Raw genomic sequence first — 16,989 nt, 5'->3', positions numbered from 1 at the left:
CCGAAGTGGTTCGGGTCGGGGCCCCCTCGCGCGGCACGGCGCCGCGGTCGCAGCGCGCGGCAACGCCGCAGTCGCAGCGCGCGGCAACGGAGCGCGCTGGAAGCGGCACGCGATCGTTCCCCGGCGCCGCGGCGGTGGCGCCGTCGTCCGGAAGCGCCGGTCCCGCAGTCCCTTATCTTCGCGGTCTCGCACAAATCGGTAGCGCCCGCGCAGCGCCCCTGCCGCAGCGCTGCAGTCCGCCAAGGCCATCACCGTAGCGCCGCAGCCGCAGCGGGCGATGCCGCAGGTGAGCGGGGCGTCAGCCCCCGACCACCACCCGCATCATCTCGGCGCACAGGATCGCGCCATAGGTGCCGAGCGCATAGCCGAGCACCGCGAGCAGCACCCCGACCGGCGCCAGCGCCGGATGGAAGGCCGCCGCGAGCACCGGCGCCGAGGCGGCGCCGCCCACATTGGCCTTCGAGCCCACCGCGATGAAGAAGAAGGGCGCGCGGATCATCTTGGCCACCGTGAACAGGAGGATCGTGTGGACCAGCATCCAGATGATGCCGACGAGGAACAACAGCGGCCGCTCGGCGACCGAGAAGATGTCCATCTTGGTGCCGATGATGGTGACCAGCAGGAAGATGAAGACGGTGCCGAGCTTGGAGGCGCCCGCGCCCTCGAGCTGGCGCGCGCGGGTGAAGCTCAGCGCCAGCCCGTAGGTGGTGGCGACGACGACGACCCAGAAGAAGCCGCTGGTGAGCACGCTTTCCTCCATCCCGGGAAGCGCCGCGATCGCCGGCCCGACGAGGAGCGCGACGAGGTGCGACAGCCCCACCCCCGCGAAGGTCAGCGCGACCATCACCATGAAATCCTCGGTCTTCGAGACGCGCTCGATCGAGGCCGAATAGTCGGCCATCTTGGTCTGCAGCCGCGTGATCGCGCTGGTGTCGGCCTTGAGCCAGCGGTCGATCGGTTCAGGGTTGCCCGCGCCGTAGAGCAGGAAGGCCATCCAGATGTTGGCGACGACGATATCGACCGCGACCATCGCCGCGTAATTCTCGATGTTGTAGCCGTAGACCTCGAGCATGGCGGTCTGGTTGGCCCCGCCGCCGATCCAGCTGCCGGCCACGGTGGCGAGCCCTCGCCAGGCGGCATCGGCCCCTTCCCCGCCCACGGTCTCGGGGCTGAAGGTGCCGACGAGGGCCACCGCGATCGGCCCGCCGATGACGATCCCGACGGTGGCGGTGAAGAACATGATCAGCGCCTTGGGCCCCAGCCCGATCACCGCCTTCATGTCGATGCTCAGCGTGAGGAGGATGAGCGCGGCGGGCAGGAAATAGTCCTTGGCTACCTGCCACAGGTTGGTCTCGCTGGTGATGACGTTGAACGAGGTCAGCAGCGAGGGAATGAGGTAGCACAGCAGGATGATCGGCACGACGCCGTAGAATTTCGCCCATCGCCCGCCGAGGCTGCGGGTCCAGAAGAGAAGGCCGAGAATGGCGGCGAGGATGCCGAAGGTGACGGCATCCGACGTGATGAGCGCGCTCGGCGCAACCTGTTCGTCCACGAGAAATCCTGTAGCTGTTCGCCCGCCACCATGGCGGCTCGGGCGGCTCGGGAAAAGGCTTTTGATTCCGCCGCGCGCGCGCCATGGTGCGGCGATGACCGACCAGCAGCAGAGCGCGGGCCTCGAGCGGCTCGTTTCGATCATGCGCCGCCTGCGCGATCCCGAGACCGGCTGCGAATGGGACAGCGTCCAGGATTTCGCCAGCATCGCCCCCTACACCATCGAGGAAGCCTATGAGGTGGCCGACGCGATCGCGCGCGGCGACATGGCCGACCTCGCCGAGGAACTGGGTGACCTCCAGCTGCAGGTGATCTTCCATAGCGTGATGGCCGAGGAGCAAGGCGCCTTCACGCTGGCCGACGTGTTCGCGAAGATCGCCGACAAGATGGAGCGCCGCCACCCGCACATCTTCGGCGCCGCCGATGCCGGCGGCCACCACCTGTGGGAAGAGATCAAGGCGGCCGAACGCGAGGACAAGGCCGGCACGGGGGACCAGAGCGCGCTGGCGGGGGTGGCGCTCGCCCTGCCCGCGCTCGAACGCGCGCAGAAGCTGCAAAAACGCGCCGCGCGCACCGGCTTCGACTGGCCCGATGCCAGCGGGGCGACGGCCAAGATCCACGAGGAACTGGCCGAACTCGAGGACGCGCGCGGGGCGGCGCATCGCGAGGAGGAACTGGGCGACCTGTTGTTCGCGGTGGTCAACCTCGCGCGGTTCCTGGGGATCGACGCCGAGGAAGCGCTGCGCAAGGCCAACCGCAAGTTCGAGGCGCGCTTTCGCGCGATCGAGGCGCATCCCGAATTCGCCGCCCGCGACCTCGATGGCAAGGAGCAATTGTGGCGCGAGGCCAAGCGCGCGCTGCAGGAGTGAGGCCCCGCGCCGGGGGCGAGCGGGGATCGCGACGGGGGGCTACAGCGCGTTGAAGCGTTCCCAGTCCTGTTCGGACAGCTCGACGGTGAGGTGGAGCCGCTCGTCCTCGACCCGCTGCCCGACCACCTTGCCGTTGGCGTGGAGCCAGCTGATGCGCGCACCGTCCGAGAGCGATAGCGCGACGTCATGACGCTGCCGGTCGGGATCGAGCGCCTCGCCGACGATCGCGCGCAGCCGCTCGACCCCCTGCCCGCTGCGCGCGCTGACGAGGATCGCCCCGCGGGTGGCGGCGCGGCCCTCGAGCGTGGCGTAGTCGTCGGGCGCGAGCAGGTCGGCCTTGTTCCAGACCTCGAGCCGCGGCGGCCCCTTGCCCTCCTCGAGCCCGAGGTCGGCGAGCACCTGCTCGACGTCGTCGGCCTGCGCCTCGCTGTCGGGGTGCGCGATGTCGCGGACATGGAGGATGAGGTCGGCCGAGGCGACCTCCTCGAGCGTGGCGCGGAAGGCGGCGACGAGCTGGGTCGGCAGGTCCGAGACGAACCCCACCGTGTCGGACAGGATGACCTTGTCGTGGCCCGGCAGCTTGACGTTGCGCATCGTCGGGTCGAGCGTGGCGAACAGGAGGTCCTTCGCCATGACAGAAGCCTCGGTCAGGCGATTGAAAAGCGTCGATTTTCCGGCATTGGTATAGCCCACCAGCGCGACCACCGGCCACGGCGCGCGCTGGCGCCGGTCGCGGTGCAGCCCGCGCGTCTTCTTGACCTGCTCGAGTTCCTTGCGGATGCGCGCCATGCGGTCGCGGATCATCCGCCGGTCGGCCTCGATCTGGGTTTCGCCCGGGCCGCCGAGGAAGCCGAAGCCGCCGCGCTGGCGCTCGAGGTGGGTCCACGAGCGCACCAGCCGCCCGGCCTGGTAGTCGAGGTGCGCAAGCTCGACCTGGAGCCGCCCCTCGGCGGTCGCCGCGCGTTCGCCGAAGATCTCGAGGATGAGCCCGGTGCGGTCGATCACCTTGGTCTTGAGCCGCTCCTCGAGCGTCTTCTGCTGCACCGGCGAGAGCATGTGGTCGACGATCGTGAGCGTGACGTCATCGGCGGCCGCCGCCGCCGCGATCTCCTCGACCTGCCCGCCCCCGAGCAGGGTGGCGGGGCGCAGCTGGCGGACGGTGAAGGCGAGCGCGTCGGTGACCTCGATGCCGATCGCCTCGGCCAGCCCCCTCGCCTCCTCGATCCGCGCCTCGGGGCCGCGGCTGTGCGGATGGCGGGCGAGGGTCGGCACCACCAGCAGCGCGCGCTGGCCGCCCGCCCCCTCCTCGTCGCGGTTGAACACGCTCATGCACCGGGCTCCGCGTCGGCCACGGTGGCGATCGCATGCTTGAAGACGAGCTGGAGGTCGCGCGCCTGCTCGAGCAGCAGCGCATAGGCGCCGTGGCCGGCGAGTCGACCCTCGAGCGCGATCCCGTTGACGAGGTGGAGCCGGACCCCCTGCCCGAGGCGGCGGCGCAGGAAGTCGGCCTGGCGGTCGCCGCGCGGGGGGGCGGGCGGGGCGAAGGGCTGCTGGTCGCGCAGCAGGATGGTCGAGACGCCCTGCTTGTAGACGAGCTGCTCCTCCCCGCCGCGCGTGAGCGTGAGGCTGTAGGCATCGAACCCGCTGATCAGCCCCTGCAGTCGTACCCCCTTGAGGAGGAACAGCGTGACGGGCAGCGCGCCCTTGCGCGCCAGGTTGAGGAACTGGTCCTGCAGCGAGGACGGGCCGGTGGGCATGGGCGTCAGTTCTTGTCGCGCTTGTCGGTGACGCCGAGCGCCTTGAGCTTGCGGTGCAGCGCCGAGCGTTCCATGCCGATGAAGGCGGCGGTGCGGCTGATGTTCCCCGAGAAGCGCCGGATCTGGACGCGCAGATATTCGCGCTCGAAATTCTCGCGCGCCTCGCGCAGCGGCGAGCCCATCATCGCCACCGTCGAGGTCGCGCTCTTGGCATCGCCGCCCCCGTCGGTGACCTCGGCGGGCAGCAGGTCGATCTCGATGCAGTCGACCCGGTCGCCCGGGGTCAGGATCATGGTGCGCTCGATGATGTTGCGCAGCTGGCGCACGTTGCCCGGCCATTCATGCGCTTGCAGCGCGGCCATCGCCTCGTCCGACACGCGCGGCGGGCGCACCCGCCGTTCGGCGGCGAAGCGGGCGAGGAAATGGTCGACCAGCGTGACGATGTCCTCGCGCCGCTCGTTGAGCGGGGGGATCGTCACGGGCACGACGTTGAGGCGATAGAAGAGATCCTCGCGGAACCGCCCCGCCTCGATCTCCTCTTGAAGGTCGCGCGAGGTGGCCGAGAGCACGCGCACGTCGACCTTGACCGGGCGGTCGCCGCCGACGCGGGTGAAGCTCTGGTCGGTGAGCACGCGCAGGATCTTGGCCTGCGTGTTCAGGGGCATGTCGGCGATCTCGTCGAGGAACAGCGTGCCGCCGTGCGCCTGTTCGAGCAGCCCGGGGCGCGCCACCCCGCCTTCCTCGATGCCGAACAGTTCCTCCTCGACCCGCTCGGGCGCCATCATCGCGGCGGAGACGACGACGAAGGGGGCCTGCGCGCGCGGGCTCCAGCCGTGGATCATCCGCGCCGCGATCTCCTTGCCGACCCCGGCGGGCCCGGTGATCATGACCCGGCTGCCGGTCGGGGCGACGCGCTTGAGCGTGGCGCGCACCGCGTTGATCGCCGAGGAGGTGCCCTCGAGCTGTTCATCGCGCAGCGTCTGTTTCCTGAGCCGCGCGTTCTCGCGCCGCAACCGGTCGGTCTCGGTGGCGCGCTCGACGAGGTGAAGCAGCTTGCCCGCCTCGAAGGGCTTCTCGATGAAGTCGACCGCGCCCGCGCGCACCGCGGCGACCGCGGTGTCGAGGTTGCCGTGGCCCGAGATCATGATGCAGGGCAGCGAGGGGTCGCGTCGCTTGACCTCCTCGAGCAGCTGAAGCCCGTCGAGGTCCGAGCCCTGGAGCCAGACGTCGAGCAGCGCCAGGTGCGGGCGGCGCTGTTCGATCGCCTCGAGCGCCTCGCGGCTGCCCGCGGCCGAGCGCACGCTATAGCCCTCGTCCTCGAGCACGCCCGCGACCAGCTCGCGAATGTCTTCTTCGTCGTCGACTACCAGGATCTCAAGCGGCATCAGATGTCCTCGTCATACTCTTGGTCCTCTCCGGACCGCGTGAGCGGGGTGCCGGGCTCGCCCTCGGCGCGATCTTCCAGCCGGGCGGCATCGAAGCTGATGCGGACGCGGGTACCCCCGCCCTCCCGGTCGAAAAAGGCCAGTTGGCCTGCATGTTCCTCGACGATCTTCTTGACGATCGCGAGGCCGAGCCCGGTGCCGCGCACGCGGGTCGTCATATAGGGCTCGGTCATCCGCTCGCGCTCGGCGGGCAGCCCGACCCCGCTGTCGACGATCTCGATCGTCAGCTCGCCGCCGTGGCGCGAGATTTCGAGGCTGATGAAATCGCCCTCCTCGCGCGCGTCGCCCTGCTTGCGGCGCGCCTCGATCGCCTCGACCGCATTCTTGACGATATTGGTGAGCGCCTGCGCCAGCTGGCGGCGGTCGCAGACCATGCGGATGGGGCCGCGCGGGGGATCGATCGAGAAGCGGATGCCGGGGTGCGCGACCTCGTGGAGGAACAGCGCCGCGCGGGCGATGTCGTGCACGTCCTCGTCGCGAAAGCTGGGCTTGGGCATGCGCGCGAAATTGGAGAATTCATCGACCATGCGCCGCAGGTCCCCGACCTGGCGGACGATCGTCTGGGTCAGCCGCTCGAAGGTGTCGTCGTCGTCCGGAATCGTGTCGCCGTAGCGGCGCTGGAGCCGCTCGGCGGCGAGCTGGATCGGGGTCAGCGGGTTCTTGATCTCGTGCGCGATGCGGCGCGCGATGTCGGACCAGGCGGCGCGCCGCTGGTCCGAGAGCTGGTCGGTGACGTCGTCGAAGGTCAGCACCGCGCCGTCCTCGTAGCGCACGCGCTTGACCGCGAGCGTGCGCAGCCCGCCCTTGGTGGCGAGGTCGAGCGTGGTCTCCTGGCTCGCCCCGGCGAGGAATTCGCCCAGTTCGGGGGAGCGATCGATCAGCCGCTCGCCCTCGAGCGGGGTGTCCTCGTCGGCGAGCAGGAGGGTGGCCGAGCGGTTGACGAGCAGGATGCGGTCCTCCTCGTCGGTCGCGATCACCCCCGCGGTCACCGAGGACAGGACCGCCTCGATGAAGGCCCGGCGCAGGTCGAGTTCCTCGTTGGCCGAGAGCAGCGCGCCGGTCTGTTCCTCGATGCGGCTCGTCATCCGGTTGAAGGCGGTCGCCAGCGTGGCGATCTCGTCGGCCGAGGGTTGCGGCGGCACGCGCGCGGTGAAATCGCCCTCCTCGACGCGGTTGGCGGCGGCCACCAGCTGCCCGACCGGGCGCGCGATGCGGTCGGCCAGCTTGAGCGCGGCGAAGATCGCGAGCGCCACGATCAGGATGGCGCCGATCAAGAGCGCGGCGTTGAAGCGCAGCTGGTTGACCCGGCTGCGCTCGATGATGTCGTCATAGGAGGCGCGGATGCTGTCGGCGCGGTTGATCTTCTCGAGCAGGTTCGAGCGGAATTCGCGCGAGGCGAAGAGAAAGCCGTTCTCGACATCGGGCAGCGCGGTCAGGAAGGCGATGCGGTCGACCATCGCGATGCCGACGGCGTCATTGCCCTCGAGCTGGTTGCGCGCGGCGAGGATATTGTCGCGGTCGATCATCCCCGGGAACGGGTTGATCGCGACGAGGGTCTCGATATTGCCCTCCTCGTCGATCGCCAGGACCGCGGCCTCGTTGAGCTCGCGGACATAGGCCTGGTAGCCGACCTCGTTGCGGAAGGCCTCGCTGCGCGGGTCCATCTCGGGCAGGAAGCCGACGAGGTCATAGGCCATGTAGATGGCCTCTTCCGACACGTCGGTTTGCTCGTCGAGCAGCACCGAATCGACGATCTCGACGGTGTCGATCAGCATCGTGCGCGCGCGCTCGGAGAACCAGAATTCGAGCCCCGACTGGATCAGGAGCGAGGCGAAGATCGCCACCGTGACGGTGGGGACCGCGGCGATGATCGAGAAGAGCGCCACCAGCCGGGTGTGGATCTGCCCCATCCCCACCCCCTGCTTGCGACCGCGATATTTGGCGATCTGCCGCGATAGCAGGACCATCAGTCCGATCGCCGGGAGGAGGTTGCCGACCATCAGCGCGGCGATCAGCGGCGGGCTCACCAGCGTCGGGGTGTCATGGTCGTGCAGCAGGATGTCGGCCGAGAAGGCCAGCATGGCGACGAGGACAAGCGCGGCGACCACCGTCGCCAGCCGCAAGCGGGTCGAGGGCGAGGACAGGCGCAGCGGCAAGCCGGCTCGCGGAGAATCACTCACGCTGATCATGCCGTGCCTGCCTAGCACGGAAGCGTTGCATCAAAAACACAGTTTGACCGATCGGCGACATTGCCGCGCGCGGGTTGCCGCCGGCGCGGGTCAGGCGGCGTCGCGCTGGCCCTCGATGAAGCGGGCGTAATAGTCGCGCAGCATCGCCTTCACCTCGGCCGCGCTCTCGACCTGGTTGACCGCGTTCCGGAACTCGGCCGAACCGTGCAGCCCCTTGGTGTACCAGCCGAGGTGCTTGCGCGCGCAATTGACCCCGACGCGTTCGCCGTAGAGCGCGATCATGTCGTCATATTGCTCGAGGATCACCGCGAGCTGTTCGGCGAGCGGCGGGTCATCGCGGGTCTCGCCGTGACACAGGTCGGCGATCATCTGGCCCAGCAGCCACGGCTTGCCATAGGCACCGCGCCCGACCATCACCCCGTCGGCGCTCGAGGCGTCGAGCGCGGCGTGCGCGTCGGCGAGGCTGTTGATGTCGCCGTTGACGATGACCGGCAGCGAGACCGCCTGCTTGACGCGGGCGATGAAGTCCCAGTCGGCCGACCCGCGATACATCTGGTTGCGGGTGCGCCCGTGCACCGTGATCATCTGCGCGCCGAGATCCTCGGCGATGCGCGCGAGTTCGGGGGCGTTGAGGCTGTCGTGGCACCAGCCCATGCGCATCTTGACGGTGACCGGCACCTTGACCGCCTTGACCGTCGCCTCGATCAGCGCGGCGGCGAGCGGCAGGTCGCGCATCAGCGAGGAGCCGGCATAGCCATTGACGACCTTCTTCACCGGGCAGCCCATGTTGATGTCGATGATCGCCGCGCCCTTGTCCTCGTTGAGCTTGGCCGCCTCGGCCATGCGCGAGGGCTCGCAGCCCGCGAGCTGGAGCGAGACGGGGTCTTCGGACGGGTCCCAGGTCGCCTTCTGGAGGCTCTGCTTGGTCTCGCGGATCATCGCTTCGGACGCGATCATCTCGGACACGGTGAGGCCGCAGCCGTAGCGCTTGACGACCTTGCGGAAGGGCGTGTCGGTCACCCCCGTCATCGGCGCGAGGATGACGGGTTCGGCGATCGTGATGTCGCCGATCTGGATGGGCTTGAGACGGGTCATGATGGAGGCGCACATAGGGTTTTTCGCCTGATCGCGCAATGAACGGGCCTTCACAGGCCCGAATTTGCGCGGCATGGCATGGCCTCATGAACGTGACCGCCCTCATCGTCGCCGCCGGGTCGGGAAGCCGGATGGGCGGCGAGACGCCCAAACAATATCGGATGCTCGCGGGCAAGGCGGTGCTGGCGCATGCGGTCGACGCGCTCTCGGCCCACCCGCGGATCGACGCCGTGCGCGTCGTCATCGGCGCCGGGCAGGAGGCCGAGGCGCGCGCGGCGCTCGGCACGCGCGCGGTCGGCGACCCGATCATCGGCGGCGCCACCCGCAGCCAAAGCGTCGCGCGCGGGCTGGCGGCGGTGGCAACGCGCCACGTCCTCGTCCACGATGCCGCCCGCCCCTTCTGCCCGCCCGCGGTGATCGACCGGCTCATCGCGGCGCTCGACGACCATGCCGCGGCGGTGCCCGTGCTGGCGGTCCCCGATACGGTCGCGCGCTCCGACGGGGTCTTCCTAACGCTGCCCGAGAGCCGCGACGGGCTGGTCCGCGTGCAGACCCCGCAGGCGTTCCTCACCGCCGATCTGGTCGACATCCTGGGCAGGCATTCGAGCGCCGATGGGGCGCCGACGGACGAGGCGAGCGTGCTGCGGGCGGCGGGGCTGCCGGTCGCCACGGTCGAAGGCGATCCGCTCCTCGACAAACTCACGGTGCCCGCCGACTGGGCGCGCGCGCAGGCCATGCTGGAGGCACGAATGATATCGCGAACGGGGCTCGGTTTCGACGTCCACGGCTTCAAGGGGCCCGGCCCCGTCATGCTCGGCGGGATCGAGATCGCGCATGACAAGGGGCTCGCGGGGCACAGCGATGCCGACGTGCTGCTCCACGCGATCACCGACGCGCTGCTCGGCGCCGCGGCGTTGGGCGACATCGGCGAACATTTCCCGCCCTCCGACGAGCGATGGAAGGGGGCCTCGTCCGATCGCTTCCTCGCCCACGCCGCCGATCTGGTGCGCGGGGCGGGCGGGATCATCGACCATGTCGACGCCACCGTGATCTGCGAGGCGCCCAAGGTGGGGCCGCACCGCGCGGCCATGCGCGCGCGCATCGCCGCCATCCTCGCGCTTGCCGACGGCCAGGTCAGCGTCAAGGCGACCACCACCGAAAAGCTCGGCTTCACCGGGCGGCGCGAGGGCATCGCCTGCCAGGCGATCGCCACCATCCGGACCCCCGCGCCATGAGCGCGCTGGCGCCCGCGCTGGTCGCGGCGGCGCAAGGCGTGCTCGAGGCGCATCGCCGCCGCGGGACGCGGGTGGCGATGGCCGAAAGCTGCACCGGCGGGCTGGTGTCCGCCGCGCTTACCGACATCGCCGGCTCCTCCGATGTCTTCGTCGCGGGGTTCGTCACCTATGCCAACGAGGCCAAGGTACGGATGGTCGGGGTCGACCCGGTGCTGATCGAGCTGCACGGCGCGGTGTCCGAACAGGTGGCGCGGGCGATGGCCGAGGGGGCGCTGGGGCGCGCGGGCGCCGATGTCGCGGTAGCGATCACGGGGGTGGCGGGCCCGGGGGGCGGCTCGGCAGCAAAGCCGGTCGGCACCGTCTGGTTCGCGCGCGCCGACAGCAGCGGCGCGACGCGAGCGGTCCTGAAGCAATTCGACGCGGCCGCGAGCCGCGATGCGATCCGCACTCAGGCGGCGTTGGAAGCGCTCTCGCTGCTGTCGCCGTAGAGCGCGTCGGCGCGGGCGATGAAGGCGTCGGTCATGCGCCGCAGCGCGCGGTCGAACATCTGCCCCGCGACGGTCTCGAAGATGCGGTTCTTGAACGCGAAATCGACGCAGAAGTGGAGGTTGGTCCCCCCTTCCCCGTCGGGTTCGAAGGTCCATTCGTTGTGCAGGAACTTCAACGGTCCCTCGATATAGTCGACCGTGATCTTGTCGGGATAGTCCTTCTTCACCCGGCTGGTGAAGCGTTCCTTGAAGGCCTTGAAGCCGACGATCAGGTCGGCGACCAGCTCGTCCTCGCTTTCCGAGCGCACGCGCACCGCGCTGACCCACGGCAGGAATTCGTCATAGCGCGCGACATCGGCGACCAGCGCGAACAATTGTTCGGGCGAATAGGGAAGCCGGCGGGTCTCGCTATGGCGCGGCATTAACGCTGCGACGCCTTGGCCAGCTTGGCTTCGCGATTGGCGCGCATCTTCTCGAAATCGTCGCCGGCGTGATAGCTCGAACGCGTCAGCGGGCTCGCGGCGACGAGCAGGAAGCCCTTGGCGCGGCCGATCGCGGCATAGGCCTCGAAGGTCTTGGGGGGCACGAATTCCTTGACCTCGGCATGCTTGGGCGTGGGCTGGAGATACTGCCCCATGGTGAGGAAGTCGATGTCGGCCGAGCGCATGTCGTCCATCACCTGGTGCACCTCGAGCCGCTCTTCGCCGAGCCCCACCATGATCCCCGACTTGGTGAAGATCGAGGGGTCGAGCGCCTTGACCCGCTCGAGCAGCCGCAGCGAGGCGTAATAGCGCGCCCCCGGGCGGATCGTCGGATAGAGCCGCGGCACGGTCTCGAGATTGTGGTTGAACACGTCGGGGCGCGCCTCGACGATCTTCTCGATCGCCTGCTCGTGCTTGCCGCGAAAGTCGGGGGTGAGGATCTCGATCGTGGTCCCGGGGGTGTGTTCGCGAAGGGCCCGGATCACCTTGACGAACTGGTCGGCCCCGCCATCGGGCAGGTCGTCGCGGTCGACCGAGGTGATGACGATATGCTTGAGCCCCATCTTGGCCGCCGCGATCGCGGTGTTCTCGGGCTCCATCGGGTTGACCGGGCGCGGCATGCCCGTCTTGACGTTGCAGAAGGCACAGGCGCGCGTGCAGGTGTCGCCGAGGATCATCACGGTGGCATGCTTCTTGTCCCAGCATTCGCCGATATTGGGACAGGCGGCTTCCTCGCACACCGTGGCCAGCCCGAGCTCGCGCATCAGGCCCTTGGTCTCGTTATAGCCCTTGGAGACGGGCGCCTTGACGCGAATCCAGTCGGGTTTGCGCTTGGGGGTCGGGATCACGGGTGCGTTCATGCCGGGCGAGATAGCGATCAGGCTTGCCATTGCCAAGGCCGCACCTTAGCCCACGTCGCGACACCTACCGTGGGGCTACCATGATCCTTGAGACGCTCACCTCGCCGATCATCCTGTTTTTCGTGCTCGGCATGTTCGCGGGATTCACCCGCTCGGACCTCGCGATCCCCGAGGCGATGGCCAAGGCGATGGCGATCTACCTGATGGTCGCGATCGGGCTCAAGGGCGGGGTGGCGATCGCCGAGGCGGGGATCACCCGCGACCTCCTGCTCGCGGGGGCGGCGGGGGTCGGGCTCAGCTTCCTCGTCCCCTACCCCGCCTTTTTCCTGCTGACACGGATCGGCCGGCTGGCGCGGGTCGATGCCGCCGCGACCGCCGCGCATTACGGCTCGGTCAGCCTCGTCACCTATATCACCGCCGCCGAGATGTTCGACGCCGCCGGGATGCCCGCGGCGGGGTTCATGGTCGCGGTGCTGGCGCTGATGGAGGGGCCGGCGATCATCTCGGGGCTCTCGCTCGCGCGCAAGGACAGCGACAGCAGCCGCGCCGAGCTGCTGCACGAGGTGCTGCTCAACAGCTCGGTGGTGCTGCTGATCGGCTCGATGCTGATCGGCTATGTCGCCGGGCCCGAGGGGTTCGCGCCGATCGCCCCCACCTTCGCCGTCGGCTACAAGGGCATCCTCGCGCTGTTCCTGCTCGACATGGGGCTGCTCGCCTCGCGGCGGCTGCGCGAGACGCGCACGATCACCTGGCGGCTCGCGCTGCTCGGCATCCTGATGCCGGCCGCCAACGGGATCATCGGGGTGGTCCTCGGCACGCTGATCGGGCTCGAACCCGGGACCGCGGCGATCCTCGGCGTCCTCGGCGCTAGCGCATCCTACATTGCGGTGCCCGCGGCGATGCGGCTGGCCTTGCCGCAGGCCGATCCGGGCATCTATCTGTCGATGTCGCTGGGGATCACCTTCCCCTTCAACGTGGTCGTCAACATCTTCTTCCTCAGCTGGCTCGCAGGAGTGCTCGCCTGATGCAATTGTCCAAGATGAAACGCGTCGAGATCCTGCTCGAGGAGCAGCTCGTCCCCAAGCTCGGGCGGATCGTCCGCGAGGCCGGCTTCTCGGGGCATACGGTGATGCCGGTGCTCCAGGGCAGCGGCGGCGGCGGGGCGTGGCAGGACGAGCGGCTGACCGGGTCGAGCAAGGTGATGCTGCTCGCCATCGGCACCGCCGAGGACGCCGGGCAGCTGCTCGAGGCGATCGCCCCGCTGCTCGACAGTCACCGGCTGCTGCTGACCATCGGCGAGGTCGAAGTCATCCGGCGCGAGCGCTTCTGATGCCCGAGTTTCGCGAACTGCTCGACGGCTATCATCGCTTCCGCCGCAACGACTATTATCGCCACAAGGGGCGCTGGGAGGATCTCGCCGAGGGGCAGCACCCGCCGGTCATGATCATCGCCTGTTGCGACAGCCGGGTCGATCCCGCGACGGTGTTCGACCTCGTCCCCGGGCAGGCCTTCGTGCTGCGCAACGTGGCCAATCTCGTGCCCCCGTTCCAGAGCGAGGCGGGGCTGGCCGGGGCGCGCTCGGCGATCGAGTTCGGGGTCACCGGGCTGGGGGTGCGCCACATCGTGGTGATGGGGCATGGCGCCTGCGGCGGCATCAAGGCCGCGCTCGCGGGCGGCGACCAGGGCGCCCCGGGGCACAGCTTCCTCGACAACTGGATCAGCCTGATCGACGGCCCGCGCGACGCAGTGCTCGCCGATCATGCGTGCGAGGACAAGCAGCTCGCGCTCGAGCAGGCGGCGATCCGCCACAGCCTCGCGAACCTGCGGACCTTCCCCTATATCGCCGAGCGCGAGGCCGCCGGGAGCCTCAAGCTCCACGGCTGCCACTTCACGATCGGCACGGGGCGGCTGCTGCTGCTCGACGAGGCGAGCGGGCGGTTCGTCAACGACTAGCAGTCGGTGTCATAGTCGTAGACGGGGTTGCCGTTGTCGTCGACATAATAGCAGTAGCCCTGCGTATCGCGATAATATTGGCGACCCTTGATCACCGCGCCGGCGACCGCGCCGATCGCCGCGCCCGCGGCGGCACCCTCGACGACGCTGACCCCGTCGACCACGGCGCCGACCGCGGCGCCCGCGATCCCGCCGATCGCCGCGCCCTTGGCGGCGCGTTCGAGCTGCTGGTTGTCGCGCCCCGCATAATAGGGGTCGTCATAGCCATAGGGGTCGGTCGCGCAGCCGGTCACGAGAAGCCCCGCCGCCAGCATCGCTCCACCAGTCTTCATTCCCATCGCAACTTCTCCCGTTCCAGACATTTCACGCTGGTGGGGACGCAAAGGACGGGCCTTTCGTTCCGCCACCGAACCGCTATGTGAGATGAATGGGAATGAACGACAGATGAGTAGCCGCCAGCCGCGCGGCAGCGAGGAGGAGCTCAATATCGCCCTCCTCATCGACGCCGACAATGCCAGCCCCGAACACCTCGACGAGGTGCTCACCGTGCTCGCCGAGCTGGGCGAGATCAACATCCGCCGCGCCTATGGCAACTGGCGCAAGCCCGCGCTCAAGACGTGGGGCGACCTGACCGGGCGCCATTCGATCGTGCCGGTCCAGCAGTTCGACGTGGTCAAGGGTAAGTCGGCGACCGACATGCGGATGGTCATCGACGCGATGGACCTGCTCTATCGCGGCACCGTCGACGGGTTCGGGCTGATGAGCTCGGACAGCGACTTCCTGCCGCTCGCGCAGCGGCTTCGCGAGGACGGGCTGCCGGTCTACGGCTTCGGCACCGCCAAGACCCCGGTCAGCTTCAAGCAGGCCTGCACCCGCTTCTTCGATGTCGCCGCGCTGGCCGATCGCAGCGGCGACAACGGGGGCGGCACCCCGAGCGCCGATCGCACCGTCGACGAGGAACTGCTCACCATCCTCGGCAATGCCTACAAGGCGTCCAAGCGCGATGAGGAGGGCTATGCGCCATTGTCCGAACTGGGGCAGCGCGCCAAGGCGGTGTCGAGTTTCGCGGTGCGCAACTACGGCTTCACCCGCCTGTCCGACCTCGTGCGCAGCCTCGACCATTACGAGGTCAAGAAGGGGAGCGACGGGCGACTGGTGGTGAAGCGTCTGCGGTAGATCGCGGAACGGGGCCGCCCGCCCACCCGTTTTCTTTCCAAACGGAACAAGGAGACGGGAATGTTTTTCAAGAATGACCAATCCGACGCGACGGTGCGCCGCGACCTCGAGAAAAAGCTGTGGAAGGCGCTCGGCGGCTCGAGCCCCTTCGTCATGCTCGGCCTCCAGGGGGTCGAGGACAGCCGCACCCGGCCGATGACGGTGCAGATCGACGGCGAGGGCGCGGACCGCAAGATCTACTTCTTCGCCGACAAGCGCGAGAGCCTCGTCGAGGGGCTCGGGCAGAGCCATCGCGCCATCGCCAGCTTCCAGGACAAGGGGCACGACCTGTTCGCGCACATCCACGGCAACCTCGTGGTCGACAACGACCGCGCGGTGATCGACCGCCTGTGGAACTCGATGATCGCGCCCTGGTACGAGGGCGGCAAGGACGACCCCAACCTCGTCCTCCTGCGCTTCGACACCGAGACCGCCAACGTGTGGGAAAATGCCGGCGCCGAGCATCTCGTGCAGGCGGCGATCGACTTCCTCGGCGGCGACCCCGAGAAGCCCGATTACGAGAGCCACCGCGCCGACGTGCAATTGTAAGGAGAGCCGACCATGAGCGATGATCGCAACCGCCGGGCCGAGACGGCCAAGCAGAACGACGACAGCGAGATCCTCGACCGCAGCCTCGAGACCCCCGATTTCCAGGGCCGCTTTCAGGGCGACCTCGAGACCGATATCGGGACGCAGGCCGCGCTCGAGCGGGTCGAGGACCCCGACGCCAGCGAAGGCGTCGACAAGCAGGACGACATCAATCACGGGCTGCGGGTCCGCGGCGACCACCAGGTCTGACGCGTACCCCGCCCCGCTGGCCTTCGGCCACGCGCGCCCCTGCCGCCCCCGGGCGGCGGGGGCGTTCGTCAACGCAGAATCTGGCTGACCGTGCAGGCGCGATGACGCGCGCGGGCCGCCTCGAGCGCCGAGCGCTGAAGCAGCCGGTGGTCGAGCATGTAGACATGGCGCGGCATCGCGCCGGGGCAGGCGATGCGGATATGCGCATAGTCGCGCGCGGCGATGCGGTGGGTGAGGAAGCGCGGCCAGAATTCCTCCGCCGTCCCGCGCCACTCGTAGGCGGGCACCGACAAGCGCGCGCCGAGCATCTTGGCGCCGGGAACGCCGACCATCAGCGCCGCCGCAACCGCCACCGCTCCCCCGATCGTCTTGATCTGTCCAGCCATGGCGCGACCCCCTAGACCAGAAGCGGGGGCCAAGACTAGCCCCGCCCAGGACGCGATGGTAGGCCGGGGCATGACCCGACCCGACACGCTCGAGGCAATCCTCGCCGATGCGCTCGACCGGCTCGAGGCGGGGGCGCGCGATCGCCGTCACGCCATGCACCTGCCGATCGTCGCCACCGCCGATGCCGATGCGCGGGTGATGGTGCTGCGCGCGGTCGACCGCGAGGCGGTGACGCTGCGCTTTCACACCGACGTGCGCGCGCCCAAGGTGGCGGTGCTCGCCGCCGACCCGCGGATCGGGCTGCTCGCCTATGATCGCGAGGCCAAGGTGCAGCTGCGGATGCGCGGCACCGGGATGATCGCCACGCAGGGCGAGGAGGTCGAGGCGGCGTGGGCGGCGAGCAGCAATTTCGCGCGCCGCTGCTATCTCGCGCCGCATCCCCCGAGCAGCGCGCACCCCGCCCCCCTCCCCAACCTGCCCGCCGACGTGCGCGAGACCGAACCCGACCCGGCCCGGCTCGCCGCGCAGGCGCGCGACCAGTTCGCGATCCTCAAGGTCGAGCTCGAGGAAATCGACTGGTTCAGCCTTGCCCATGACGGCCATCGCCGCGCGCTGTGGCGCCGCGACGGGCGCTCGACGTGGCTGGCGCCCTGAGCGCACCGCTC

The 16,989-nt window shown here is 69.3% G+C and carries 20 protein-coding genes; 10 read left to right on the top strand and 10 right to left on the bottom strand.

The features are described from left to right. Positions 1 to 298: 298 nt before the first annotated feature. Positions 299 to 1,552: a DUF819 family protein gene (locus L8951_RS11350; RefSeq protein WP_244383164.1), complete on the bottom strand. Its 1,254-nt coding sequence runs from the start codon at positions 1,550 to 1,552 to the stop codon at positions 299 to 301. A 94-nt stretch (positions 1,553 to 1,646) separates the two neighbouring features. Between L8951_RS11350 and mazG the strand changes: the two genes are divergently transcribed. After that, positions 1,647 to 2,420 (top strand): nucleoside triphosphate pyrophosphohydrolase, encoded by a 774-nt coding sequence (gene mazG, locus L8951_RS11345; protein ID WP_244383163.1) that lies wholly within the window; start codon positions 1,647 to 1,649, stop codon positions 2,418 to 2,420. Between the two features lie 39 nt (positions 2,421 to 2,459). Here mazG and hflX read toward each other — a convergent pair whose 3' ends face one another. From hflX to dusB, 5 genes are all read right to left on the bottom strand, one after another. Then, positions 2,460 to 3,749 carry a GTPase HflX gene (hflX, locus tag L8951_RS11340; RefSeq protein WP_244383162.1) on the bottom strand — a complete coding sequence of 430 codons (1,290 nt, stop codon included), beginning with the start codon at positions 3,747 to 3,749 and terminating at the stop codon, positions 2,460 to 2,462. Continuing rightward, the gene (hfq, locus tag L8951_RS11335; protein WP_244383161.1) at positions 3,746 to 4,177 is read right to left on the bottom strand and encodes an RNA chaperone Hfq; all 432 of its coding nucleotides are present in this window, start codon (positions 4,175 to 4,177) and stop codon (positions 3,746 to 3,748) included. Before hfq ends, hflX begins: the two co-directional genes overlap by 4 nt. 5 nt (positions 4,178 to 4,182) lie before the next feature. Continuing rightward, positions 4,183 to 5,562, bottom strand: coding sequence for a nitrogen assimilation response regulator NtrX (ntrX, locus tag L8951_RS11330; RefSeq protein WP_244383160.1), 1,380 nt, complete (start codon positions 5,560 to 5,562; stop codon positions 4,183 to 4,185). After that, positions 5,562 to 7,811: a sensor histidine kinase NtrY-like gene (locus L8951_RS11325; protein WP_244383159.1), complete on the bottom strand. Its 2,250-nt coding sequence runs from the start codon at positions 7,809 to 7,811 to the stop codon at positions 5,562 to 5,564. Before L8951_RS11325 ends, ntrX begins: the two co-directional genes overlap by 1 nt. Positions 7,812 to 7,901: 90 nt before the next feature. Then, a complete protein-coding gene (dusB, locus tag L8951_RS11320) occupies positions 7,902 to 8,906 on the bottom strand; it encodes a tRNA dihydrouridine synthase DusB (protein WP_244383158.1) in 1,005 nt (334 codons plus the stop codon). A gap of 86 nt (positions 8,907 to 8,992) precedes the next feature. Here dusB and L8951_RS11315 point away from each other — a divergent pair, with 86 nt between their 5' ends. Both L8951_RS11315 and L8951_RS11310 read left to right on the top strand, forming a co-directional pair. After that, positions 8,993 to 10,141 (top strand): bifunctional 2-C-methyl-D-erythritol 4-phosphate cytidylyltransferase/2-C-methyl-D-erythritol 2,4-cyclodiphosphate synthase, encoded by a 1,149-nt coding sequence (locus L8951_RS11315; RefSeq protein WP_244383157.1) that lies wholly within the window; start codon positions 8,993 to 8,995, stop codon positions 10,139 to 10,141. Next, the gene (locus tag L8951_RS11310; RefSeq protein WP_244383156.1) at positions 10,138 to 10,629 is read left to right on the top strand and encodes a CinA family protein; all 492 of its coding nucleotides are present in this window, start codon (positions 10,138 to 10,140) and stop codon (positions 10,627 to 10,629) included. Before L8951_RS11315 ends, L8951_RS11310 begins: the two co-directional genes overlap by 4 nt. Here the strand turns inward: L8951_RS11310 and L8951_RS11305 are convergent. After that, a complete protein-coding gene (locus L8951_RS11305; protein ID WP_244383155.1) occupies positions 10,590 to 11,051 on the bottom strand; it encodes a type II toxin-antitoxin system RatA family toxin in 462 nt (153 codons plus the stop codon). The two genes, L8951_RS11310 and L8951_RS11305, sit on opposite strands and share 40 nt — an antisense overlap. Next, positions 11,051 to 11,971, bottom strand: a complete 921-nt coding sequence (gene lipA / locus L8951_RS11300) for a lipoyl synthase (RefSeq protein WP_244383154.1) — start codon at positions 11,969 to 11,971, stop codon at positions 11,051 to 11,053. The genes L8951_RS11305 and lipA overlap by 1 nt, the downstream gene beginning before the upstream one ends. A gap of 80 nt (positions 11,972 to 12,051) precedes the next feature. On the opposite strand from lipA, the gene L8951_RS11295 reads away from it, so the two are divergent. From L8951_RS11295 to L8951_RS11285, 3 genes are read left to right on the top strand one after another with little or no spacing between them, the layout of a single operon-like run. Further along, positions 12,052 to 12,996 carry a sodium-dependent bicarbonate transport family permease gene (locus L8951_RS11295; RefSeq protein ID WP_244383153.1) on the top strand — a complete coding sequence of 315 codons (945 nt, stop codon included), beginning with the start codon at positions 12,052 to 12,054 and terminating at the stop codon, positions 12,994 to 12,996. Then, positions 12,996 to 13,301 carry a P-II family nitrogen regulator gene (locus tag L8951_RS11290; RefSeq protein ID WP_244383152.1) on the top strand — a complete coding sequence of 102 codons (306 nt, stop codon included), beginning with the start codon at positions 12,996 to 12,998 and terminating at the stop codon, positions 13,299 to 13,301. The genes L8951_RS11295 and L8951_RS11290 overlap by 1 nt, the downstream gene beginning before the upstream one ends. After that, a complete protein-coding gene (locus L8951_RS11285; RefSeq protein WP_244383151.1) occupies positions 13,301 to 13,924 on the top strand; it encodes a carbonic anhydrase in 624 nt (207 codons plus the stop codon). The genes L8951_RS11290 and L8951_RS11285 overlap by 1 nt, the downstream gene beginning before the upstream one ends. Here the strand turns inward: L8951_RS11285 and L8951_RS11280 are convergent. Beyond that, positions 13,921 to 14,256, bottom strand: a complete 336-nt coding sequence (locus L8951_RS11280; protein ID WP_244383150.1) for a YMGG-like glycine zipper-containing protein — start codon at positions 14,254 to 14,256, stop codon at positions 13,921 to 13,923. The genes L8951_RS11285 and L8951_RS11280 overlap by 4 nt on opposite strands. A gap of 112 nt (positions 14,257 to 14,368) precedes the next feature. On the opposite strand from L8951_RS11280, the gene L8951_RS11275 reads away from it, so the two are divergent. From L8951_RS11275 to L8951_RS11265, 3 genes are read left to right on the top strand one after another with little or no spacing between them, the layout of a single operon-like run. Continuing rightward, positions 14,369 to 15,100, top strand: coding sequence for an NYN domain-containing protein (locus L8951_RS11275; protein ID WP_244383149.1), 732 nt, complete (start codon positions 14,369 to 14,371; stop codon positions 15,098 to 15,100). Between the two features lie 60 nt (positions 15,101 to 15,160). Continuing rightward, positions 15,161 to 15,688, top strand: a complete 528-nt coding sequence (locus tag L8951_RS11270; RefSeq protein WP_244383148.1) for a pyridoxamine 5'-phosphate oxidase family protein — start codon at positions 15,161 to 15,163, stop codon at positions 15,686 to 15,688. Between the two features lie 12 nt (positions 15,689 to 15,700). Beyond that, complete coding sequence (locus tag L8951_RS11265; protein ID WP_244383147.1) at positions 15,701 to 15,937, top strand: hypothetical protein; 237 nt, start codon at positions 15,701 to 15,703, stop codon at positions 15,935 to 15,937. Between the two features lie 68 nt (positions 15,938 to 16,005). Here the strand turns inward: L8951_RS11265 and L8951_RS11260 are convergent, their stop codons facing one another. Next, positions 16,006 to 16,323 (bottom strand): hypothetical protein, encoded by a 318-nt coding sequence (locus L8951_RS11260; protein WP_244383146.1) that lies wholly within the window; start codon positions 16,321 to 16,323, stop codon positions 16,006 to 16,008. 70 nt (positions 16,324 to 16,393) lie between these two features. Here L8951_RS11260 and L8951_RS11255 point away from each other — a divergent pair, with 70 nt between their 5' ends. Beyond that, complete coding sequence (locus tag L8951_RS11255) at positions 16,394 to 16,978, top strand: pyridoxamine 5'-phosphate oxidase family protein (protein ID WP_244383145.1); 585 nt, start codon at positions 16,394 to 16,396, stop codon at positions 16,976 to 16,978. The last annotated feature ends 11 nt before the right edge of the window (positions 16,979 to 16,989 follow it).

Source organism: Sphingomicrobium astaxanthinifaciens (genome assembly GCF_022865105.1).
GTDB classification, from domain to species: domain Bacteria; phylum Pseudomonadota; class Alphaproteobacteria; order Sphingomonadales; family Sphingomonadaceae; genus Sphingomicrobium; species Sphingomicrobium astaxanthinifaciens.
The sequence above is the reverse complement of the archived record's forward strand: the minus strand, read 5'-3'. Positions and strand labels throughout refer to the sequence as shown.